This window comes from Paracoccus sp. S4493 (assembly GCF_000967735.1).
Classification (GTDB): domain Bacteria; phylum Pseudomonadota; class Alphaproteobacteria; order Rhodobacterales; family Rhodobacteraceae; genus Paracoccus; species Paracoccus marcusii.
Window position 1 is genome coordinate 13426 of the sequence record NZ_JXYF01000009.1, and the last position, 23114, is coordinate 36539.

Sequence of the window (23114 nt, forward strand, 5' to 3'; positions counted from 1 at the left end):
GCGGTGCCGGGGGTCTCCTTTTCGCAGCGCGGGCCGATCAGGCGGCGGCGAGGTTGCGCAGCACATAGTGCAGCACGCCACCGTTCTTCAGATAGTCGATCTCGACCTCGGTATCGACGCGGGCCTTCAGCTGGATCGTCTTCTCGGTGCCGTCGGCGTACTTGATCGTGCAAGGCACCATCGACAGCGGCTTGAAGTCGCCGGCCAGCCCCTCGATCGTCACGACCTCATCGCCGGTCAGGTTCAGCGAATGGCGGGTGTCGCCATTGGTGAACTCGAACGGGATGACGCCCATGCCGACCAGATTCGACCGGTGGATCCGCTCGAAGGATTCCGCGACCACGGCCTTGACGCCCAGCAGGTTGGTGCCCTTGGCCGCCCAGTCACGCGACGAACCCGCGCCGTATTCCTTGCCGCCGAAGATCACCAGCGGGGTGTCCTGTTCGACATAGGACATCGCGGCGTCATAGATCGCGGCCTGGTTGCCCGACGCGTCCTTGGAGTAGCCGCCCTCGACCCCGTCCAGCATCTCGTTGCGGATGCGGATGTTGGCGAAGGTGCCGCGCATCATGATCTCGTGGTTGCCGCGACGCGAGCCGTAGCTGTTGAAATCGCGCGGCGAGACCTGGCGCTCCGTCAGGTACTTGCCCGCCGGGGTGGTGGGCTTGAACGAACCTGCGGGGCTGATGTGGTCGGTCGTGATCATGTCGCCCAGCAGCGCCAGGACGCGGGCGCCCTTGACGTCGCTGATCGTGCCCGCATCCTTGGACATGCCCTGGAAATAGGGCGGGTTCTGGATGTAGGTCGACGAGGCCGGCCAGTCATAGGTCTCGCTGTCGGTGATCTCGACGCCCTGCCAGCGCTCGTCGCCCTTGAAGACGTCGGCGTATTTCGCCTGGAACATCTCGCGGGTGACGATGGTGTCGACCAGATCCGCGACCTCCTTGGAGGTGGGCCAGATGTCCTTCAGATAGACCGGCTTGCCGTCGGGCGTGTGCGCCAGCGGGTCCTTGGTCACGTCGATGTTCATGTCGCCCGCGATGGCATAGGCCACGACCAGCGGGGGGCTGGCCAGATAGTTCGCACGGACGTCCGGGCTGATGCGCCCTTCGAAGTTGCGGTTGCCCGACAGGACCGACACGGCGACCAGGTCGTTGTCGTTCACGGCCTTCGAGATCTCGGGCTGCAGCGGGCCCGAGTTGCCGATGCAGGTGGTGCAGCCGAAGCCCACCAGGTTGAAGCCCAGGGCGTCCAGGTCTTCTTGCAGGTTCGCGGCCTTGAGGTATTCCTCGACCACCTGCGAGCCGGGTGCCAGCGAGGTCTTGACCCAGGGCTTGCGGGTCAGGCCCAGGGCGCGCGCCTTGCGGGCGACCAGGCCCGCGGCCATCAGCACATAGGGGTTCGACGTGTTGGTGCAGGAGGTGATCGACGCGATAACGACCGAACCGTCACGCAGGGTATAGTCCTCGCCCTCGACGGCACCGCTGTTCAGGTGGCCGTGGCTGCCGCCGGGGATTTCCTCGGGCGCGGGATCGGGGGATCCGGCTTCCTCGGTCATCTCGGCCTTCTCCTCGGCCGGAACGGACGGTGCCGGGCGGATGCCGCGGATGTATTCGCCGAAGGCGGTCGCGGCCTCGGTCAGGGGGACGTGGTCCTGCGGGCGCTTGGGCCCCGAGATCGCCGGGACGACCGTGCTCTGGTCCAGCTCCAGCGTAGAGGAGTAGACGGGCGCATAGTCCGCCGTGCGCCAGAAGCCGTTCTCCTTGGCATAGGCCTCGACCAGGGCGATGCGGTCCTCCTCGCGACCGGTCTGGCGCAGATAACGCAGCGTCTCGTCGTCGATCGGGAAGAAGCCGCAGGTGGCGCCGTATTCGGGGGCCATGTTGGCGATGGTCGCACGGTCGGCCAGCGGCATGTGGTCCAGCCCCTCGCCGTAGAACTCGACGAACTTGCCGACGACGCCGTGGGCGCGCAGCATCTGGGTGACCTTCAGCACCAGGTCGGTGGCGGTGACGCCCTCGCGCAGCGCGCCGGTGACCTTGAAGCCCACGACCTCGGGGATCAGCATCGAGATCGGCTGGCCCAGCATCGCGGCCTCGGCCTCGATCCCGCCCACGCCCCAGCCCAGGACGGCCAGGCCGTTGACCATGGTGGTGTGGCTGTCGGTGCCGACCAGCGTGTCGGGATAGGCGACGGTCTTGCCGTTCTGGTCCGTGTCGGTCCAGACGGTCTGGGCCAGGTATTCCAGGTTCACCTGGTGGCAGATGCCGGTGCCGGGCGGGACCACGCGGAAGTTGTTGAACGCCTTCTGGCCCCATTTCAGGAACGTGTAACGCTCCATGTTGCGCTCGTATTCCAGTTCGACGTTGCGCTGGAAGGCGCGGGGGGTGCCGAATTCGTCGATCATGACCGAGTGGTCGATGACCAGGTCGACCGGGTTCAGCGGGTTGATCTGCTGCGGGTCGCCGCCAAGCGCCTTGATGCCGTCGCGCATCGCGGCCAGGTCGACCACCGCCGGAACGCCGGTGAAGTCCTGCATCAGCACGCGGGCCGGGCGATAGGCGATCTCGCGGTTGGACTTGCCGCCGTCGGTGGCCCATTGCGCGAATGCCTTGACGTCGTCGACGGACACGGTGCGGCCGTCATCCTCGAAGCGCAGCATGTTCTCCAGCACGACCTTCAGCGCGGCCGGCAGTTTCGAAAAGTCGCCAAGCCCCGCCTCGGTGGCGGCGGCGATCGAGTAATAGTCGACGCTCTGCGCGCCCGCGCTCAGCGTGCGGCGCGTCTTGGCGGTGTCGGTTCCGGTCTGGATGGGCATCAAGGCCTCCCTGTCTGCAAGAATGGATGGGTCCGGCGTGTGCCTTGCTTTGCCCCATCGGGGGGCATCGCGCAAGGGTTGCGTCGCGAATTGTATGCGATTGCATACCATCTTTCGCGCTGTTGCTCAAGAGGCACTCATCGGTCCGTCGCACGCGCTGACGAAGCCTTGATTTGGTGTTTCACCGCGCCACCCGTTAACACGCTGGATGTGAAACATGACGGGAAACATCTTATGGCCCTGTGGCCCCGATCTGCGTTGCGGCCCTGCCGCGGGATGGGCGGGGTCATGATGCTGGTGGCGATGCTGGCCGCGGCGCCGGCGCTGGCGCAGGATGGCGGCCATGCTGACATCACGCAGCGCAGCGCGCCAAGCCCCGCGCCCAGCCAGATGAACCGCCCGGAGGCGCCGCTGATCCTGGCGCCCGACGATCCGGGCCGGCAGAGCCCCTCGACGATGTCGTTGACGGAATCGGGCGGCGTGAACGGTTTCGTCCCGGCCGAGGCCGCGCCGCCGGTGACGGCGGACCTGCCCTCGGCCAACCTGCCGGTCGTGGTCGAGCTGTTCACCTCTCAGGGCTGTTCGTCCTGTCCGCCGGCCGATGCGATGCTGACCATGCTGGCGGGACAGCACGACGTGCTGCCGCTGTCCTTCCATGTCGACTACTGGGACTATCTGGGCTGGGCCGACAGCTTTGCCCGGCCCGAATTCACCGAACGCCAAAGCGCCTATGCCCATGCGGTGGGCGAACGGTCCGTCTATACGCCGCAGATGATCGTGGACGGGCAGGACACCGCGGTCGCGCCGGGGCCCGCGCAGCTGATGGGCCTGATCGACGCCCACCGCTTTGCCCCCGCCGAGGTCACCATCCAGCGAGAGCGCACCGACGCCGGAGAGACGATCGAGCTGCAGCCCCTGTCCGATCTGGGCGGCAAGGTCGACGTGCTGCTGGTGCGCTATGCCCCCGAACGCCCCGTCGACATGACCGCCGGAGAGAACCGCGGCAAGACCGTCATCTATACCAATGTGGTCCTGGGGATGCAGCATCTGACGCGGTGGGACGGGCTGCAGCCCCTGCGCCTGACGGTGCGCGCGGACCTGGTCGGCGATGCATCCTTTCCCGACGACACGCGCCACGCCCTGCTGGTCCAGCAGATGATGGGCAAGCGTGCCCTGCCGGGACCGATCGTGGCGGCGATTCGGCTGGACTGACCCGTCGCGTCTTGCACATCCTGCAAATCGGGGCCATCAGGCGGGATGGGCGATTTCATCATCCAGATCGCCGGGACCGAACAGGGGGCGCGGCTTGCGTCCATCCTGGCGATCACGGCGGCCTTCCTGCACGCGGTCTTCGGCGCGCTGCAGAAGGGGCGGCACGATCCCTGGATCAGCCGCGCCGCGATCGACCTGTCCTATCTGGTGCTGGCCCTGCCGGTGGCGCTGTTCCTGGTGCCGTGGCCCGATCCGCACCTGTGGCCGGTGCTGGCGGGCGCGATGGGCATCCATATCGCCTACAAGATCGCGCAGGCCAAGACCTATCAGCGGGGGGCCTTCACGGTGGTCTATCCCGTGGTGCGCGGTTCCGCACCGCTGGTCGTCGTGCTGGTCGCGATGATCGTCTTCGACGAACGCTTCAACGCGGTGCAGTGGGTGGGGCTGGGCCTGCTGGTCGGCGGCATCTTCGGGCTGGCGCTGAATAGCCTGCGCAAGCTGAAGGTCGGTCGCGACACGCTGGTCCCGGCGCTTGCCTGGGCGCTGATCACCGGCGTGACGGTCGCGGCTTATACGACCTATGACGCCTGGGGCATCCGGCTGGCGGCGAACCCGTTCACGTTTCTGGCATGGTTCTTCGTGCTGGACGGCCTGTTCATGCCGCTGCTGAGCTGGCGCCGGCTGGCCGCCCTGCCGCGGGCCGAGGTCGCACCGTTGGCCGCGCGCGGCATGATCGGCGCCGTGGTGGCATTCGCCAGCTTCGGGTCGGTGATGCTGGCCACGCGCATCGACGACGTGGGTCGCGCCGCCGTGCTGAGAGAGACCTCGACCGTGTTCGCCGCCCTTGTGGGCTGGGTCATCCTAGGCGAAAAGGTGGGGCCGCGGCGCGTCGCGCTGATGGCGCTGATCGCGCTTGGCGCGGTCATCGTGGAATTCGCCGCCTGACGGGCGGCCACAGGAAGGCAGTCGGGATGGAAAACACGAAACCCTGGGTCAAGCCGGCGCTGGAGTTCGGCCCCCTGATCCTGTTCTTTGCGGTGTTCATGCTGTATCGCAACGACACCGTGACCATTGCGGGAGAAAGCTATGGCGGGTTCATCCTGGCTACGCTGGCCTTCATTCCCGCGCTGATGCTGACGACCGCGATCCAGTGGCGCATCACCGGCAAGCTGGCACCGATGCAGGTGGCCACGCTGGTGTTGGTCATCGTCTTTGGCGGGCTGTCGGTCTGGCTGAACGATCCGCGCTTCTTTAAGCTGAAGCCCACGATCATCTATCTGCTGTTCGCGGCCATCCTGGGCGTCGGCCTGATGCTGCGCCGCAACTGGCTGGGCGCCGTCCTGTCCGAGGCGTTGCCGATGGACGCGGAAGGCTGGCGCAAGCTGACGCTGCGCATGGCGCTGTTCTTCGTGGCGCTGGCCATCGCGAACGAACTGGTCTGGCGCAACCTGTCGGACAGCACCTGGGTCTGGTTCAAGACCTTCGGCCTGCCGGTGCTGCTGTTCGCGTTCCTGCTGGGCAATGCGAAACTCTATCGCGATCACGCCTTGCCCGCCAAGGACGACGCCCAGCCCTAGGCCCGCATTCCGCCCAGGGACACCGGCCCCGCCCGCAGCCGCGACCAGCGCGGCTGTGGCCGCAGCGGCAGGTGATGGCGCAGCAGGCCCAAGGGCAGGGCCCAGGGGTGGCACAGCGCCGCACGGTAGAAGGCGAACAGTCCCTGGCGCCGATAGGGCGTCCAATGCGACATCAGTCGGGCTCCGCGGGCGGTGGGAAAGCCCAAGGTCTCCAGCGCCTCGAGGGTGGCGGCATCGTCGATCTGCAGGTCGACCCAGTTGGCGCGGGCCTGCGCCAGTCCTGCGCCAAGCGCCCGCCTGCGCCCGCGCGACAGCAGCTGCTCCAGCGCGAAATCGAACAGGTCGTTCTCGCGGGCGGTGACGTTCAGCACCTCGGCCATGCGGCCCGCCGGACTGTCCAGCGCCGATTGGGCGGCGTCCTGGAATTCGGCGGCGTTCAGCAGGACGACCCGGCCGATGCTGCCGGGAGCGGCATGGGCCAGCGCCTGCAGCGCCACGCGGCCGCCAAGCGAATGCCCGATCAGCCCGACGGGCCGCCCTGCAAGCGTCGCCAGATCGTCGATCATTGCGCCCAGGCCCGCCCCGGCCCCGGCGGCGCGGTCATAGGCGTGGCGCAGTCTGCCCCGCGCCTCCCACCCGCAGGCCAGGGCCAGGCCTTCGGACGGATCGCCCTGAAAGCCCAGCTGCTGCGGCCACGAGATGCCGCCGGAACCGGCCTGGGGCGACAGGATGTGGCGATGCGGGTCATGCGCCGGATGGGCCGGGGAATAGCGATAGCCGTGCAGCATCACCAGGACCGGCGCCCCCGCGGGCAGGCGGCGCGCGGCGTCCCGCAGGGCAGGGGGCACAGGCTGGTCGGCATCCATCCGCATCACGGGCATCGCGGCCTCCGTTCCCGGTCGATCCCGGACTAGGGACAGGCTGCGACGGGCGCGTGAAAAATCTGTTAATGCTGCGTGACGTTGCGCGGCTGCCGCAAATTCGCCCATGCCGGGCCCGGATCGTTTTCGGCATTGAATTTTGATGGGTTCCACCGCTATGTTGGCCCCATGCGCAGGGCTGCCCGCAACCGGGGGTTGCCACGCGCCGAAAGTTTCGCAGCGCGGCACCTCTGATCCCGATACCGGGCAGCCATGTGTCCCGCGGAAAACCAAGCCTCCGTCGCGCCACCGCATTGCGGGGCGGCGCAGGAGGTCAGATGAACAGCGGCCCCGCCTTGCGGCATCGGGCCATCCTAGGGAACAGACGCGATGACGCGCGCTTTGGACGGCAGACTTCGGGACGGGCGGGCAGGATGCCCCGTCCGACCGGACGTCTTCGACGGTGACGCGCCCGTGTCCTCATCACACCGCAGACCGAACCGGGGGATGCCGATGGCGCCGCCCGGTCTTCGGCTGCGCGAAAGACATAACAATGGCAATGAAAATGCTGATCGACGCCACCCATGCCGAGGAAACTCGGGTGGTCGTGGTCGATGGAACCAAAGTCGAGGAATTTGATTTCGAGACGGCCAACCGGCGCCAGATCGCCGGGAACATCTACCTGGCCAAGATCACGCGGGTCGAGCCCTCGCTGCAGGCGGCCTTCGTGGATTACGGCGGGAACCGCCACGGCTTCCTGGCCTTTGCGGAGATCCATCCGGACTATTACCAGATCCCCGCGGCCGACCGCGAGGCGCTGAAGGCCGAGGAACGCGCCGATGCCGAGGCCCAGGAGGCCGAGGAGGAGCGTGGCCGTTCGCGCCGCAAGCCCCGCGCCGAGGCGGTCGATGCCTCGGACGAAACGACGACCGACGACGCGGGCCAAGACGCGACCGACAAGGACGACGAGATCGAATCGGTCGCCGACGAGGACGTGACCGAGGAGGTCCGCGCGCCCCGAAAGCCGCGTGCGCGCCGCTACAAGATCCAAGAGGTCGTCAAGGTCCGCCAGATCATGCTGGTGCAGGTCGTCAAGGAGGAGCGTGGCAACAAGGGTGCCGCGCTGACCACCTATCTGTCGCTGCCCGGCCGCTACTGCGTCCTGATGCCCAACACCGCACGCGGCGGTGGCATCAGCCGCAAGATCACCAATGCCGCGGATCGCAAGAAACTCAAGGACATCGCGGGCGAACTTGATGTGCCCAAGGGCGCCGGCCTGATCATCCGCACCGCGGGCAGCGAGCGCACCCGGATGGAGATCCGCCGCGACTACGAATACCTGCTGCGCCTGTGGGAGCAGATCCGTGACCTGACCTTCAAGTCGATCGCGCCGGCCGCCATCTATGAGGAAGGCGACCTGATCAAGCGCAACATCCGCGATCTGTATTCCAAGGACATCGACGAGGTGCTGGTGGAGGGCGAGCGCGGCTATCAGCAGGCCCGCGACTTCATGCAGATGATCATGCCGACGCATGCCGACAGCGTGAAGCATTACCAGGACCAGATGCCGCTGTTCGCGCGCTTCCAGGTCGAAAGCTATCTGGCGGGCATGTTCAACCCGGTCGTGCAGCTGAAGTCGGGCGGCTACATCGTCATCGGCATCACCGAGGCGCTGGTCGCCATCGACGTGAACTCGGGACGGGCCACCAAGGAGGGCTCGATCGAGGAGACCGCGCTCAAGACCAACCTGGAGGCTGCCGACGAGGTCGCCCGCCAGCTGCGCCTGCGCGACCTGGCCGGGCTGATCGTCATCGACTTCATCGACATGGACGAGCGTCGCAACAACGCCGCCGTGGAAAAGCGCATCAAGGACAAGCTGAAATCCGATCGCGCCCGCATCCAGATCGGCCGCATCTCTGGGTTCGGCCTGATGGAGATGTCGCGCCAGCGCCTGCGCCCCGGCATGCTGGAATCGACCACGCAGCCCTGTGCGCATTGCCACGGCACCGGCCTGATCCGCAGCGATGACAGCCTGGCGCTGACCATCCTGCGCGCGATCGAGGACGAGGGCACCCGCAAGCGTTCGCGCGAGGTTCTGGTCAAGGCGCCCGTCGCCGTCGCCAACTTCCTGATGAACGCCAAGCGCGAGCATGTCGCGGGCATCGAGGCACGTTACGGCCTGTCCGTGCGCGTCGAGGCGGACCCGGCACTGGTGTCCCCGGACTTCGCGATCGAGAAGTTCAAGACGGCGACCCGCGTGCTGCCCGAGCCCAGCCACGTTCCTCTGGGCGTCAATGCCGACCTGATGGCCAGCATCGACGAGGAGGAGGACCTGGACGTCGGCGAGCCGCAGGAGGAGCCGGTGGCCGAGGTCGTCGAGGCGTCCGAACCCGCTGCCGAGCCGCGGGCCGAGCGTCCCGCCGATGCGGATGCGGATGGCGAGGGTCGGTCGCGTCGCCGCCGTCGTCGTCGTCGTCGGAAATCGGGCGAGCGTCCCGAGGGCGAGGATCTGCGCGCCGATGATGATCAGGACGACGATGGCGAGGACCAGTCCGACGAGGACGTGGCAGCCCCCGCCGCCGCCGAACCGGTTGCCGCTGCTGCCGATGATCAGCCCGAGGCCGATGCGCCCCAGGCCGAGGAGGAGGCTCCTGCCGGTCGCACCCGGACGCGTTCGCGCGGCCGGTCGCGGTCCAGAAAGCCGGTCGATGCGCAGCCCCTGGCCGAGGTCGTGGATCTGCAGGACAGCCAGGATGCCCGCGCCGATGCGCTGCCCGGCCTGAACGCCGCCCCCGTCGCCGCCGAAGCGGTAGCCAAGGCACTGGTCGAGACTGCCGCGGCCCCGGTCGATGCGGCACCCGCGCAGCCCGAACCGCGGGCCGAGGCCGAGGCCCAGCCCGAACCCGTCGCCGAGGCCGCGCCCTCCAAGCGGCGCGGATGGTGGTCGGGCCGGTAAGGTTCGCTGAACCAGGGGCGCGGTGGCAACACCGCGCCCCTTTTGCCATCCGGCCCACGCATCCGTGACGCCATGGCCCCTGTCCTTTGCATCCCCACCCGCTAAGGTGTCGCGATGTTGGGAATCGAACTCGCCACCGCCGCCTTCCTGCCTGCCGCCTTCGTGGCGTTGCTGGCGGGTGTCCTGTCCTTCCTGTCGCCCTGCGTGCTGCCGATCGTGCCGCCCTATCTAGCCTACATGACCGGGGTGGGGGTGAACGGGCTGAAGACCCGCGAACGCAGCGCCGTCGTGCCCGCGCTGTTCTTCGTGCTGGGCCTGTCGACGGTCTTTCTGGTGATGGGCTTTGCCGCGTCGGCCTTCGGGCGCGCCTTTCTGCAATATCAGGACATCCTGGCCCGCGTCGCCGGTGTCATGGTGGTGGTGATGGGCCTGCATTTCCTGCACGTCATCCGCATCCCCCTTCTGGACCACGAGGCCCGGCTGCAATCGGGCCAGCAGGGCGGCGGCGCGTTGGGCGCCTATGTGCTGGGGCTGGCCTTCGCCTTTGGCTGGACGCCCTGCATCGGCCCGCAACTGGGCATGATCCTGTCGCTGGCGGCCACCGGGGGCGAACTGTCCCGCGGAACCGCACTGCTGGCGGTCTATGCCCTTGGGCTGGGGATCCCGTTCCTGCTGGCGGCGATCTTCATCAACCGGGCCATCGGCCTGATGAACCGCGTCAAGCCGTACCTCAAGACCATCGAACGCGTCATGGGCGCGCTTCTGGTCGTCGTGGGTGTCATGCTGCTGACCGGCGCCTTCTCGGCCTTCAGCTTCTGGCTGCTGGAGACGTTCCCCGCCCTGGCCACCCTGGGCTGAACCGCACAGCCGGCGCAGCCGGCACGGGGCCGGGCGGCAGCGCGCCGGAGGCCGCTTGCGGGCTCCGGCCCCGTTGCGCGATCACGTTGCGGCGCGCGCCCCGCCCCGCGGACAATCTGTGGTAGCGCGCCTGCGACAATCGCGCTATCCTTGTGCCCAGATCCGGGCAAACCGGACAGGACAGAGGCAGTGACGGCGGTATTCCCATGACCGAGATGGTCTTCGGCACGACGCCCGTTCGGGCGGGCGACCCGATTCTTCCACGCTGGTGGCGAACCCTGGACAAATGGTCGTTGACCTGCGTCCTTGGCCTGTTCGCCATCGGTCTTCTGCTGGGGCTGGCCGCATCGGTGCCCCTGGCAGAAAAGAACAACCTGCCGCGGTTCTACTATGTCCAGCGACAGATGGTGTTCGGGGGAATGGGTCTGTTCGTGATGCTGGTCATCTCGATGCTGACCCCCCGCCAGATCCGCCGCATCGGCGTCCTGGGTTTTGCCGTGTCCTTCATGCTGATCCTGGCCCTGCCGATCATCGGCACGGACTTCGGAAAGGGCGCGACGCGGTGGCTGTCGCTCGGCTTCGTGTCGGTGCAGCCGTCGGAATTCCTCAAGCCGGGCTTCGTGGCGCTCTGCGCGTGGTTCATGGCCTCGGCGCAGGAACCGGGCGGCCCTCCGGGGCGGATCTATTCCTTCGGCGCTGCGATGACGATCGTCATCCTGCTGGCCCTGCAGCCCGACTTCGGCCAGGCCTCGCTGGTGCTGTTCTCGTGGCTGGTGATGTATTTCGTCGCCGGGTCGCCGGTCATCCTGATCGTCTGCGTCGCGGGACTGGCCGGGATGGGCGGTCTGTTCGCCTATAACGCGTCCGAACACTTTGCCCGCCGGATCAACAGCTTCCTGTCATCGGAAATCGACGCGAACACCCAGATCTACTTTGCCACGAATGCCATCCAGGAAGGCCGCTTCTTCGGCGTCGGCGTGGGCGAGGGGACGGTGAAATGGTCGCTGCCCGATGCACATACCGACTTCATCATCGCTGTCGCGGCCGAGGAATACGGCTTCATCATGGTCCTGGCGATCATCCTGCTCTACATGACCATCGTCATGCGCTCGCTGCTGCGGCTGGTGCGGGAACGCGATCCTTTCGCCCGCATCGCCGGCACGGGCCTGGCCTGCGCCTTCGGCGTGCAGGCGCTGATCAACATGGGCGTCGCGGTGCGTCTGCTGCCCGCCAAGGGCATGACGTTGCCCTTCGTCAGCTATGGCGGCTCGTCCATGATCGCGTCCGGCATCGCGCTTGGGATGCTGCTGGCGCTGACCCGCACCCGTCCGCAGGGCGAGTTCGCCGAAATCCTGCGCCGGTCCCGCTGATGGCCGCCCCCCTTGCCCTGATCGCCGCCGGAGGCACCGGCGGCCACATGTTTCCGGCCCAGGCCCTGGCCGAGCTGCTGCTGGCGCAGGGCTGGCGCGTCAAGCTGTCTACAGATGACCGCGGTGCGCGCTATGCCGGCGGCTTCCCCGACGCGGTCGAGCGCCAGGTCGTGAAATCCGCGACCACCGCGCGCGGCGGGCTGTCGGGCAAGCTGGCGGCACCGTTCAAGATCGCAGCCGGGGTGCTGGCCGCCCGCCGGGCCTTCCGGCGCGACCGCCCGTCGGTCGTGATCGGGTTCGGCGGCTATCCGACCATCCCGGCGCTGTCGGCGGCGCATCTGATGGGCCTGCCGCGGATGATCCACGAACAGAACGGCGTCATGGGTCGGGTGAACCGGATGTTCGCGGCGCGCGTGCACCGCGTGGCCTGCGGCACCTGGCCCACGATCCTGCCGCAGGGCATTTCGGGCCAGCACGTTGGCAACCCGGTCCGAGGCGCGGTCCTGGACCGGGCCGCCAGCCCCTATGTCGCGCCGGGCGAGGGGGCGCTGAACCTGCTCGTCATCGGCGGCAGCCAGGGGGCGCGCGTCCTGTCGCAGGTCGTGCCCGCCGCCATCGCCGCCCTGCCTGCGGACCTGCGCACCCGTCTGCAGGTCAGCCACCAGGCCCGCCCCGAGGATGCCGATCAGGTCACGGCCGCCTATGCCGCAGCCGGCATCGCGGCCGAGGTTCAGCCCTTCTTCACCGACGTCCCGGACCGCATCGCGGCCGCGCATCTGGTGATCAGCCGGTCGGGCGCATCGTCGCTGGCCGACATCACCGTGATCGGCCGCCCGGCGATCCTGATCCCCTTCGCCGCCGCCACCGGCGATCACCAGACCGCGAATGCGCAGGCGCTGGCCGATGCGGGCGCGGCGCATGTCCATCCCGAATCCGTGCTTGACGCGGACAGCCTCACGCGCGACATCCGCGCGATCCTGACGGACCCCGCCCAGGCCACGGCCATGGCGCAGGCGGCCCTGACCCTGGCGCGCCCCGACGCGGCGCGCCGCCTGTACGACCTCGTCGAGGAGATCACGCGATGAACGCAGCGACAAAACTGCCCGGAGAGCTGGGCCCCATCCATTTCGTGGGCATCGGCGGCATCGGCATGTCGGGCATCGCCGAGGTGCTGCTGACCCTGGGCTATCGCGTCCAGGGCAGCGATTCCAAGAAATCCAAGATCACCGACCGGCTGGAGACCCTGGGCGCCACCGTCTTCGAGGGCCAGCGCGCCGAGAACGTCGCGGGCGCAGGCGTCATCGTCATCTCGACCGCGATCAAGAAGGGCAACCCCGAGCTGGAGGAGGCGCGCCTGCGCGGCCTGCCCATCGTGCGCCGGGCCGAGATGCTGGCCGAACTGATGCGGCTGAAATCCAACATCGCCATCGCCGGCACGCATGGCAAGACGACGACCACCACGATGGTCGCGACCTTGCTGGATGCGGGCGGGCTGGACCCCACGGTCATCAACGGCGGCGTGATCCACGCCTATGGCTCGAACGCGCGGGCCGGTGCGGGCGAGTGGATGGTGGTCGAGGCCGACGAATCCGACGGCAGCTTCAACCGACTTCCCGCCGACATCGCGATCGTCACGAACATCGACCCCGAACACATGGAGCATTGGGGCAGCTTCGATGCGCTGCGCCAGGCCTTCACCAACTTCGCGTCCTCGGTGCCGTTCTACGGCCTGGCCGTCTGCTGCACCGACCATCCCGAGGTGCAGGCGCTGGTGGGTCGGTTGACCGATCGCCGCGTGGTGACCTTCGGCTTCAACGCGCAGGCCGACGTGCGGGCGATGAACCTGACCTATGACAAGGGCATCGCGCATTTCGACATCGCGCTGCAGGGCGAGGCGACCGACGGTCCGATCCCGATGATCGAGGGCTGCACCCTGCCCATGCCGGGCGATCACAACGTCTCGAACTGCCTGGCGGCCGTGGCCGTCGCACGCCACCTGGGCATCAAGAAATCCGAGATCCGCACCGCGCTGGCGAAATTCGGCGGGGTCGGTCGCCGCTTTACCCGCGTCGGAGAGATCAACGGCGTGACCATCATCGACGATTACGGCCACCACCCGGTGGAGATCGCCGCCGTCCTCAAGGCCGCGCGCCAGGCCAGCACCGGCCGCGTGATCGCGGTCCACCAGCCGCACCGCTATTCGCGCCTGTCGAACCTGTTCGAGGATTTCTGCACCTGCTTCAACGAGGCCGACGTGGTCGCCATCGCCGACGTCTATTCCGCCGGAGAGGAGCCCATTCCCGGCGCCTCGCGCGACGACCTGGTGGCGGGGCTGATCGCCCACGGCCACCGCCACGCCCGCGCCATCCTGTCCGAGGACGACCTGGAGCGACTGGTCCGCGAACAGGCGCGGCCCGGTGACATCGTGGTCTGCCTGGGGGCGGGCACGATCTCGACCTGGGCCAACGGGCTGCCCGCGCGGTTGCAGGGCCAGGCCGCGTGACGGCCACGCCCGATCTTGCGATCCTGCCGCTGCTGGCTTTGGCGGGGGCGGCGGTCTGGCTGACGCTGGCCTGCCTGACCCCGCGCCTGCACCGCCGCTGGCAGCGACGCGCCAGTTGGGTCCTGGTGCTGGCAGGCGTCCCGGTTCTGGGCTGGCTGACGCTGGAATGGGGACCGGGTCTGGGCGTTCTGGGCTTTGGATTGGGTCTGCTGATGCTGCTGGGCCGTCCGACCGCGCGGCGCCGCGCGGCGCGGCTGCCCACGCCCGCGCCCATGAACACCGCCGAAGGACAGCGATGAACCCCTGGATTATCGCGGGCCTGTGCCTGTCGGGCGCGGGCGTCATCGCCTGGGGCAGCGCGCGGCTGCAGCTGCGCTGGCCGCTGCTGGTCCTGGCGGCACTGCTGGCGGCGATCGCGCTGCAGCTGTTTCGGGCGGCGCAGGGGCAGGGGGGCTTTCACGACCTGGCGGCCGTCGTCGCGCAAAGCTTTACCGTCCTGCCCGCACTGCTGGGCATGGTGACCGGGCTGGCACTGGCGCGGATCCGCGGCCACCGCCTGGCGTGGCGCAGCCCCCAGATCGTCCTGACGCTGGCGTCGATGCTGGTCGCGGGTCTGGCCGCCGCGGCGACGCTGGTCCTCTAGTCCCGCGGTTGACGGATGGGGCGCCGCTGGCTACCACCCAAGGCCATGAGCATCGACCTTCCCACCCCCCGCGGCAGCCTGATCCCCGACAGAACCCTTGACGGCCTGACCTGGCTGCGCGTCGGCGGCCCCGCCGACTGGCTGTTCCAGCCCGCGGACGAGGATGACCTGGCCGATTTCCTTGCCGCGCTGGACCCCGGTGTCCCGGTGTTTCCGATGGGCGTGGGCAGCAATCTGATCGTGCGCGACGGCGGCATCCGCGGCGTGGTCATCCGCCTTGGCCGCGCCTTCAACAGCGTCGAGATCGACGGCGACACCGTCACCGCGGGTGCCGCGGCGCTGGACGCGCAGGTCGCGCGGCGGGCGGCGGAGGCGGGGCTGGACCTGACTTTCCTGCGCACGATACCGGGCAGCATCGGGGGCGCGGTGCGGATGAACGCGGGCTGCTATGGCAGCTATGTGGGCGACCACCTGATCGACGCTCAGGCCGTCACGCGGCAGGGCGCACGCGTCACCCTGACGCCCGCCGATCTGCGTTTCGGCTATCGCGAGACGCATCTGCCGGCCGATTGGGTGATCACCAGTGCCCGGCTGCGTGCCGCGCCGGGCGACCCCGACCGGCTGCACGCCAAGATGGCCGATCAGCTGGCACGGCGCGACGAAAGCCAGCCCACCCGCGAACGCAGCGCCGGTTCGACATTTCGCAACCCGGCGGGGTTCAGCTCGACCGGGCAGGCGGATGACGTGCATGACCTGAAGGCATGGTCGCTGATCGACCGGGCGGGGCTGCGCGGGCACAGCTGGGGCGGCGCGCAGATGTCGGAAAAGCATCCGAATTTCCTTTTGAACACCGGCGGCGCGACCGCAGCCGAGCTGGAGGCCCTGGGCGAACTGGTCCGGCGCCGCGTGCTGGAGGAGAGCGGCCACGACCTGCAATGGGAGGTCATCCGCATCGGCGACCCCGGTCCCGACACGGACTGACGCGCGCTGCGCAACATTCTGCGCAGACAGCCGAAATTGAGCTTTTGCGGTTCGCGCTTTGCTTGTAACCTGATGCGACATGACGCCTCCGTTCAAGGGGGCGCGGACCAGATCAAGCCCGGATCAACCGGGCACGAAAGGCGAAAAGTGGCGGGCAGGTCGAGCAGGACAGCCCACTCGGTCGCTGTTCTGATGGGCGGACCCTCGGCTGAACGCCAGGTGTCGTTGTCGTCGGGACGCGAATGCGCAGATGCGCTGCGGGTGGCGGGATATCAGGTAACCGAGATCGATCTTGGCGCCGCGCGCGGGGACGAGATCGTCCGGCGTCTGGCCGATGCCGCACCCGACGTCGTCTTCAACGCCCTGCATGGCCGGTGGGGAGAGGATGGCTGCGTCCAGGGCCTGCTGGACTGGCTGGACCTTCCCTATACCCATTCGGGCGTGCTGGCCTCGGCGCTGGCGATGGACAAGACGCGCGCCAAGCAGGCGTTCCGCGCCGCCGGCCTGCCCGTGGTCGAGAGCGTCACCGCCGATGCCGCCGAGGTGCGCCTGCGCCATGTCATTCCGCCCCCCTATGTGGTCAAGCCCAATGACGAGGGATCGTCCGTCGGCGTCTATATCGTCCATGACGGCGCCAACCAGCCGCCCGCGCTGTCCGCCGACATGCCCGACCGCGTGATGGTCGAGACCTATGCCCCCGGGCGGGAGCTGACGACCACGGTCATGGGCGACCGCGCGCTGGACGTGACCGAGATTCTGACCAGCGGCTGGTACGATTACGCCGCGAAATACACCGTCGGCGGGTCGCGCCACGTGATCCCCGCGGACATTCCCGACGACATCCGCGCCGCCTGCCTGGAGATGGCCGTGCGCGCGCACAAGGCGCTTGGCTGCACCGGCCTGACGCGCACCGATTTCCGGTGGGACGAGACGCGCGGCGTGGACGGGCTGATCATCCTGGAGCTGAACACCCAGCCCGGCATGACGCCGACCAGCCTTGCCCCCGAACAGGCGGCCCATGCCGGCATCGACTTTCCCGCGCTGATGCGCTGGATGGTGGAGGACGCGCTGTGCCGGTCGTGATCGATCACCGTCCCGGAAAGCAGATCACCCCGCCCGCCGCGCGGCAGCGCCGCGACCCCGCGCCGTCGCGCCTGAAGTACCGCCTGGAGCGGATGTGGCTGACGCCGCTGTACCGCCGGGTGTTGCGCGTGGGCCTTCCGGCCTTTGCCATCGCGATGATCGGGGGGCTGTGGCTGGCCGACGAGGACCGTCGCGCCGCGCTGAACGACACCGTCGCCAGCGTGGTGACCAAGGTCCAGAGCCGCGACGAATTCCAGGTCCGCATCATGACGATCGAGGGGGCGACCCCGGTGGTGGACCGCGCGCTGCGCGCGATGCTGCCGGTGGATCTGCCGGCCTCCAGCTTCGATATCGACCTGGCGGCGCTGCGCCTGCAGGTGCTGCAGCTGGACGCGGTCGAATCCATCGACCTGCGCATCAAGCCGGGCGGCATCCTGTCGGCGGTGGTCAAGGAACGCGAACCCGCGATCCTGTGGCGCCACGCACGCGGGATCGACATGCTGGACGCCGGCGGTCATCGCGTGGCCAGCCTGACCTCGCGCGAGGTGCGCGCCGACCTGCCGCTGATCACCGGAGAGGGGGCGGACCTGGCCACGACCGAGGCGCTGGCCCTGTTCGATGCCGCGGGTCCGATCCTGCCCCGCGTGCGTGGCCTTGTGCGGCGCGGCGAACGGCGGTGGGACCTGGTACTGGATCACGGCCAGCGCATCCTGCTGCCCGAGACCGGCGCGGTGATCGCGCTGGAGGCGGCGATCGCGATGGACCGGGCCGAGGACATGCTGGGCCGCGACATCACCATCGTCGATCTGCGCGACCCGACGCGGCCCGTCCTGCGGTTGGGGATCGACGCGCGCAACACGATACGCACCGCACGCGGCCTGCCGCTGCTGGGACCCGATGGCAGCGTGCTGCCCGATGACAAGAAGACGGAGGGCTGAGGAATGGTGGACCTGTATCAGACGCAACGTGCGATGCGTAACATCCGCCGGGCGGCCCTGCAGCGGGGCGTGATCGGCATCCTGGACATCGGCACGTCCAAGATCGCCTGCCTGGTCCTGCGCATCGACGGCAATGGCACCTTCCGGGAAACCGACGGCGTGGGCCCGATGGCGGGGCAGGTCAATTTCCGCGTGATCGGCGCGGCATCGACCCGGTCGCGCGGGATGCGCCGCGGCGAGATCGAGACCATGGCCGAGACCGAGCGTGCGATCCGCACGGTCGTCGCCGCTGCGCAGAAGGTCGCGGGCGTGCGCGTCGATCACGTCATCGCCTGCCTGTCGGGCGGCCGGCCGGCCTCGTATGGCCTGGCCGGAGAGATCGTGCTGGAATCCGGCAAGGTCGGCGAACATGACGTGGCATCCGTACTGGCCGCCTGCGACGCGCCCGATTTCGGCCGCGGCCGCGAGGTGCTGCACGCGCAGCCGGTGAATTTCGCGGTCGACAACCGCAGCAACCTGGCCGACCCGCGCGACCATCTGGGCAACAAGCTGTTCTGCGACATGCATGTGCTGACCGTGGACGGCGATTCCATCGGCAACCTGGTCCAGTGCATCCGGCGCTGCGACCTTGAACTGGCGGGGATCGCCTCGGCGCCCTATGCCTCGGCCCGCGCGTCGCTGGTCGAGGATGAGCAGGAGCTGGGCGCGGCCTGTGTCGATTTCGGCGGTGGCGGCACCGGCGTGTCGATCTTCGTCAAGAAGCACATGATCTTTTCCGATCACGTGCCCATCGGGGGCAACCTGATCACCCAGGACATCGCCCAGGGTCTGCGTGTCAGCCTGCCCGTGGCAGAGCGCCTGAAGACGCTGAACGGGGGCGTCGAGGCGACGGGCCGCGACGACCGCGACATGATCGAGGTCGGCGGAGAGACCGGGGACTGGGAGGCGGACCGCCGCCAGGTCAGCCGCGCCGACGTGATCGGCGTGATGCGCCCCCGCGTCGAGGAGATGCTGGAGCATGTCCGCGAGGTGCTGGACGCGGCCGGGTTCGACTGGATGCCCAGCCAGCAGATCGTGCTGACCGGGGGCGGCAGCCAGATCCCCGGCCTGGACGGGCTGGCGACCCGCATCCTGGGTCCGAACGTGCGCTGCGGACGGCCGCTGCGCATCGACGGTCTGGCCCATCAGCTGACCGATCCCAGCTTTTCCAGCGCCGTCGGCCTGGCGCTGTTCGCCGCACATCCGCAGGATGAATGGTGGGATTTCGAAATGCCGGCCGATCGGTATCCCGCGCGCAGCCTGCGTCGCGCCTATCGCTGGTTCAAGAACAACTGGTGATTGCACCACCTTGGTTCTGGGGGGGGGGCAAGGGTTTTCCCACCACATTCGGAAGACATGGCAAGATGCCGCCTATTTCAAGGGTAGCCCCTCCAGATTTTGCGAAACGCCCGGCTTTTTCGGGTGACGGAACTGGTGCCAATTGTTACGGTAACCATTAAGAAACGGGATTCGAGCGGTACACCCGCCTCCCCAATGCAGCAGCGGTAACAGGCGGACACCATGAACCTCAATCTGATGATGAATGACGAAGAAGAGCTGAAGCCGCGCATCACCGTCTTCGGTGTCGGTGGCGCAGGTGGCAACGCCGTCAACAACATGATTCAGAAGCAGCTCGACGGGGTCGAGTTCGTGGTCGCCAACACCGATGCGCAGGCGCTGCAGCAGTCGCGTGCGACCTCGCGCATCCAGATCGGGCCCAAGGTCACCGAGGGTCTGGGCGCGGGTGCCAAGCCCACGATCGGCGCCAAGGCCGCCGAGGAGACGATCGAGGACATCGTCGATCACCTGATGGGCGCGCATATGTGCTTCATCACCGCGGGCATGGGCGGCGGCACCGGCACCGGTGCGGCGCCGATCATCGCGCAGGCCGCGCGCGAGATGGGCATCCTGACCGTCGGCGTGGTGACCAAGCCCTTCCAGTTCGAGGGCACCAAGCGGATGCGCCAGGCCGAGGAGGGCGTCGAGGCCCTGCAGAAGGTCGTGGACACGCTGATCATCATTCCGAACCAGAACCTGTTCCGGCTGGCCAACGAAAAGACCACCTTCACCGACGCCTTCGCGCTGGCCGACGACGTGCTGTACCAGGGCGTCAAGGGCGTGACCGACCTGATGGTCAAGCCGGGCCTGATCAACCTGGACTTCGCCGACGTGCGGTCGGTGATGGACGAGATGGGCAAGGCCATGATGGGCACCGGCGAGGCCTCGGGCGAGAACCGCGCCCAGGAAGCCGCCGAGCGTGCCATCGCCAACCCGCTACTGGACGAGATCAGCCTGAACGGCGCGCGCGGCGTGCTGATCAACATCACCGGCGGCTATGACATGACCCTGTTCGAACTGGACGAGGCCGCCAACGTCATCCGCGACAAGGTGGACGCCGATGCCAACATCATCGTCGGCTCGACCCTGGACCCCGACATGGACGGCACGATCCGCGTTTCGGTCGTGGCGACCGGCATCGACGCCGCCGTCGCGGTGGCCGAGGTTCCCTCGCCCCGCCGCGGCATGGCTGCGCCGCTGACCCAGAACCCGCAGGTCGGTGCCGCCGCCGAGGAGCAGCCGGCGATCCCGGCGCGCCGCGTGGCGCCCCCGATCGCATCCTCTGCCGAGACGGCCCGCGTCGAGGCCCCGCGCCACGACCCGCGCGGTGAGGACGACATGCCGCAGCCGGCCTATCAGCCCAAGGACAGCGCCCGCCAGAACGCCGTGCGCATCGACGACGACGCGTCGGCCTTTGTCGCGCCCCGTGCGCCGCAGTCCCCGCGTGCCGGCCAGCCCGCACCCGAGGTGATGGACCGCCTGCGCCGCGCCGTGGACAACCACGGTCGCGTCCCCGCACAGCCGCAGCAGCAGCCGGCACAGCCCGCCACCAGCCGGATGAGCGGTCTGGGCCGCATGCTGGAGCGCATGGCAGGCCATGGCAACGACCAGCCGGGCGGCGCCAAGCCGGCCGCATCCTCGATCGCCGAGCGTGTGAACGACCGCGTCGCCGTCCGCGCCCGCCAGCACGACACCGACTTCGACGATCTGGCCAGCCCCGACTCGAACGGCAAGGACAATGTCGAGATCCCGGCTTTCCTGCGCCGTCAGGCCAACTGACGGATCACGAAACCGGCACATCCGCTGGTTGCAAGGGCCGCTGCAAAGCGGCCCTTTCCCTTTGCCAGTCAACCTCTTGGGCGAAAACGGCCATCGGGTTGCAGGGCAGGGCAGGGGAATGTTTCACCCCGTTACAAAACGTTAATTGAATGCGTTCACTGCCGGACCTAGCTGGAGTGACAGAAGGGGCAAGTGCGCCCCACGACGAATCCGAAGGCAGGCAGATCATGCAGGCGACGCTGAAAGACACGGTGACATTGCAGGGCGTCGGGCTCCACTCCGGTGCGCCCGCGCGTCTGGTCATGTATCCCGCACGGCCCGGCCACGGGATCGTCTTTCGCCGCACCGACCTGTCGCCTGCGGTCGACATTCCGGCATTGTGGGACCATGTGACGCCGTCCAAGTTGTGCACGCTGCTGGACAATGGCTGGGGTGTGACCCTCTCGACGGTCGAGCACGTGATGGCTGCGCTGGCCGGCACGGGCATCCACAACGCGCTGATCACCGTCGATGGGCCCGAAATTCCGATTCTGGACGGTTCGGCCGCGCCCTTCGTGGACGCGATCCTGGACACCGGCATCGCGCGTCAGGCTGCACCGCTGCGCGCGATCCGCGTCCTGCGCACGGTCGAGGTCCGCGAGGGCGAAGCCTTTGCCCGCCTGTCGCCCGCCGACCACCTGGAGATCGATTTCGAGATCGACTTTACCGACGCCGCGATCGGGCATCAGGAAAAGCGTCTGGACATGGCCAATGGCGCGTTCCTGCGCGAGTTGGCCGACAGCCGCACCTTCTGCCGCGCGTCGGATGTCGAGGCGATGCGCCGCAACGGCCTGGCCCTGGGCGGGACCTATCTGAACGCGGTCGTGGTCGATGGCGGGCGCGTCCTGTCGCCGGGCGGTCTGCGTCACGCGGACGAGGCCGTGCGCCACAAGATGCTGGACGCCACCGGCGATCTGGCACTGGCCGGTGCGCCGCTGCTGGCGCGCTATACCGGCCACCGCGCGGGTCACGCGATGACCAACCGCCTGCTGCGGGCGCTGTTCGCCGACCCCACCGCATGGACCTGGGAGCGGTGCACGCCCGAGCTGGAAGGTCGCCTGCCGGGTGCGGGTGTCGCCGACTATGCACGCCCCGAACTTGCCGCGGCCTTTGCGGCCGAGTGACGGTGCGGGGCACCGGGACCTTGGCCGAATTCAACGGATTGCCATTTTGCGCCCCCTGATGTTCTGTGCTAGAGGATCCCGGCAGCGCCGCCCGCACGCGGGCAGCGCATCGGCAAATCGTAGGGCAGGATAAAGATGGCGGGCTCGAAAATCTCGGCTTCGGTGGTGGCTGCGGTGCTGGCGGGCGTTGTCCTGACTGGCTGCGGCGGCAACCGGGACGCGGCGCAAAAGCAGAATCTGGACCGCTTTACGGCCGAGGAAATCTATAAGCGGGGCGAGTTCGAGCTGGAGAACAGCGGCGATCCCGAGGATGCCGTCGTCTATTTCAGCGAGATCGAGCGGCTGTATCCCTATTCCGAATGGGCCAAGCGCGCGCTGATCATGCAGGCCTATGGCAACCATAAGGCGGGCAATTACGAAGAGGCCCGCGGCGCGGCGCAGCGGTTCCTGGACACCTATCCGACCGATGAGGATGCGGCCTATGCACAGTATCTGCTGGCGCTGTCTTATTACGATCAGATCGATGACGTCGGTCGCGATCAGGGCCTGACCTTTCAGGCACTGCAGGGGCTGCGGACGGTGATCGAGCAGTATCCCGACAGCGAATATGCCCGCAGTTCGATCCTGAAGTTCGACCTGGCGTTCGATCACCTGGCCGCCAAGGAAATGGAGATCGGGCGTTATTACCTGAAGCAGGGGCATTACGCGGCGTCGGTGAACCGGTTCCGCGTGGTGGTCGAGGAGTTCCAGACGACCACCCAGACCCCCGAGGCGCTGCTGCGTCTGGTCGAGGCCTATCTGGCCCTTGGACTGCTGGACGAGGCGCAGACGGCGGGCGCCATCCTGGGACACAACTTCCAGTCCTCGCCCTTCTATGACGACGCGTTCCGGCAGCTGCGCGGCCGCGGCCTGTCGGCCGAGGTGCGCGGTGACAGCTGGCTGACCAACGTCTATCGCCAGACCATCCAGGGACGCTGGCTGTAATGCAGGCCGTGC

19 protein-coding genes are annotated in these 23114 nt (G+C 68.2%); 17 read left to right on the forward strand and 2 right to left on the reverse strand.

Going from position 1 to position 23114, the window contains the following annotated elements; translation table 11 throughout:
• Nucleotides 1-37: 37 nt before the first annotated feature.
• Nucleotides 38-2818: an aconitate hydratase AcnA gene (acnA, locus tag TW83_RS02150; protein ID WP_045981133.1), complete on the reverse strand. Its 2781-nt coding sequence runs from the start codon at nt 2816-2818 to the stop codon at nt 38-40.
• Between the two features lie 234 nt (nt 2819-3052).
• On the opposite strand from acnA, the gene TW83_RS02155 reads away from it, so the two are divergent.
• From TW83_RS02155 to TW83_RS02165, 3 genes are read left to right on the forward strand one after another with little or no spacing between them, the layout of a single operon-like run.
• On the forward strand, nt 3053-4030 hold the full coding sequence (locus TW83_RS02155) for a DUF1223 domain-containing protein (protein ID WP_052714581.1): 978 nt from the start codon (nt 3053-3055) through the stop codon (nt 4028-4030).
• A gap of 45 nt (nt 4031-4075) precedes the next feature.
• Nucleotides 4076-4975, forward strand: a complete 900-nt coding sequence (locus TW83_RS02160; RefSeq protein WP_045981134.1) for a DMT family transporter — start codon at nt 4076-4078, stop codon at nt 4973-4975.
• Nucleotides 4976-5001: 26 nt separating this feature from the next.
• A complete protein-coding gene (locus TW83_RS02165) occupies nt 5002-5607 on the forward strand; it encodes an inner membrane-spanning protein YciB (protein WP_045981135.1) in 606 nt (201 codons plus the stop codon).
• Here TW83_RS02165 and TW83_RS02170 read toward each other — a convergent pair.
• Entirely contained in the window at nt 5604-6488 is an 885-nt protein-coding gene (locus TW83_RS02170) for an alpha/beta fold hydrolase (RefSeq protein WP_045981136.1), read from the reverse strand. The two genes, TW83_RS02165 and TW83_RS02170, sit on opposite strands and share 4 nt — an antisense overlap.
• Before the next feature lie 532 nt (nt 6489-7020).
• Here TW83_RS02170 and TW83_RS02175 point away from each other — a divergent pair.
• From TW83_RS02175 to TW83_RS02240, 14 genes are all read left to right on the forward strand, one after another.
• A complete protein-coding gene (locus tag TW83_RS02175; RefSeq protein ID WP_045981137.1) occupies nt 7021-9423 on the forward strand; it encodes a ribonuclease E/G in 2403 nt (800 codons plus the stop codon).
• A gap of 114 nt (nt 9424-9537) precedes the next feature.
• Nucleotides 9538-10281 (forward strand): cytochrome c biogenesis protein CcdA, encoded by a 744-nt coding sequence (locus TW83_RS02180; RefSeq protein WP_045981138.1) that lies wholly within the window; start codon nt 9538-9540, stop codon nt 10279-10281.
• A gap of 206 nt (nt 10282-10487) precedes the next feature.
• Nucleotides 10488-11651 carry a putative lipid II flippase FtsW gene (gene ftsW, locus TW83_RS02185; protein ID WP_045981139.1) on the forward strand — a complete coding sequence of 388 codons (1164 nt, stop codon included), beginning with the start codon at nt 10488-10490 and terminating at the stop codon, nt 11649-11651.
• Nucleotides 11651-12736 carry an undecaprenyldiphospho-muramoylpentapeptide beta-N-acetylglucosaminyltransferase gene (gene murG, locus TW83_RS02190; RefSeq protein ID WP_045981140.1) on the forward strand — a complete coding sequence of 362 codons (1086 nt, stop codon included), beginning with the start codon at nt 11651-11653 and terminating at the stop codon, nt 12734-12736. The genes ftsW and murG overlap by 1 nt, the downstream gene beginning before the upstream one ends.
• Entirely contained in the window at nt 12733-14154 is a 1422-nt protein-coding gene (gene murC, locus TW83_RS02195; protein ID WP_045981141.1) for a UDP-N-acetylmuramate--L-alanine ligase, read from the forward strand. The genes murG and murC overlap by 4 nt, the downstream gene beginning before the upstream one ends.
• Nucleotides 14151-14453, forward strand: a complete 303-nt coding sequence (locus TW83_RS02200; RefSeq protein ID WP_071209459.1) for a DUF2484 family protein — start codon at nt 14151-14153, stop codon at nt 14451-14453. Before murC ends, TW83_RS02200 begins: the two co-directional genes overlap by 4 nt.
• Complete coding sequence (locus TW83_RS02205; RefSeq protein WP_045981142.1) at nt 14450-14797, forward strand: hypothetical protein; 348 nt, start codon at nt 14450-14452, stop codon at nt 14795-14797. Before TW83_RS02200 ends, TW83_RS02205 begins: the two co-directional genes overlap by 4 nt.
• A gap of 45 nt (nt 14798-14842) precedes the next feature.
• On the forward strand, nt 14843-15778 hold the full coding sequence (gene murB, locus TW83_RS02210; RefSeq protein ID WP_045981143.1) for a UDP-N-acetylmuramate dehydrogenase: 936 nt from the start codon (nt 14843-14845) through the stop codon (nt 15776-15778).
• A 147-nt stretch (nt 15779-15925) separates the two neighbouring features.
• Entirely contained in the window at nt 15926-16861 is a 936-nt protein-coding gene (locus TW83_RS02215; RefSeq protein WP_204245710.1) for a D-alanine--D-alanine ligase, read from the forward strand.
• On the forward strand, nt 16849-17799 hold the full coding sequence (locus tag TW83_RS02220) for a cell division protein FtsQ/DivIB (RefSeq protein WP_045981145.1): 951 nt from the start codon (nt 16849-16851) through the stop codon (nt 17797-17799). Before TW83_RS02215 ends, TW83_RS02220 begins: the two co-directional genes overlap by 13 nt.
• 3 nt (nt 17800-17802) lie before the next feature.
• Nucleotides 17803-19137 (forward strand): cell division protein FtsA, encoded by a 1335-nt coding sequence (gene ftsA, locus TW83_RS02225; protein WP_045981146.1) that lies wholly within the window; start codon nt 17803-17805, stop codon nt 19135-19137.
• Nucleotides 19138-19359: 222 nt separating this feature from the next.
• Nucleotides 19360-20955, forward strand: coding sequence for a cell division protein FtsZ (ftsZ, locus tag TW83_RS02230; protein WP_045981147.1), 1596 nt, complete (start codon nt 19360-19362; stop codon nt 20953-20955).
• 227 nt (nt 20956-21182) lie between these two features.
• The gene (lpxC, locus tag TW83_RS02235; protein WP_045981148.1) at nt 21183-22118 is read left to right on the forward strand and encodes a UDP-3-O-acyl-N-acetylglucosamine deacetylase; all 936 of its coding nucleotides are present in this window, start codon (nt 21183-21185) and stop codon (nt 22116-22118) included.
• A gap of 135 nt (nt 22119-22253) precedes the next feature.
• A complete protein-coding gene (locus tag TW83_RS02240; protein WP_045981149.1) occupies nt 22254-23102 on the forward strand; it encodes an outer membrane protein assembly factor BamD in 849 nt (282 codons plus the stop codon).
• Nucleotides 23103-23114: the final 12 nt, after the last annotated feature.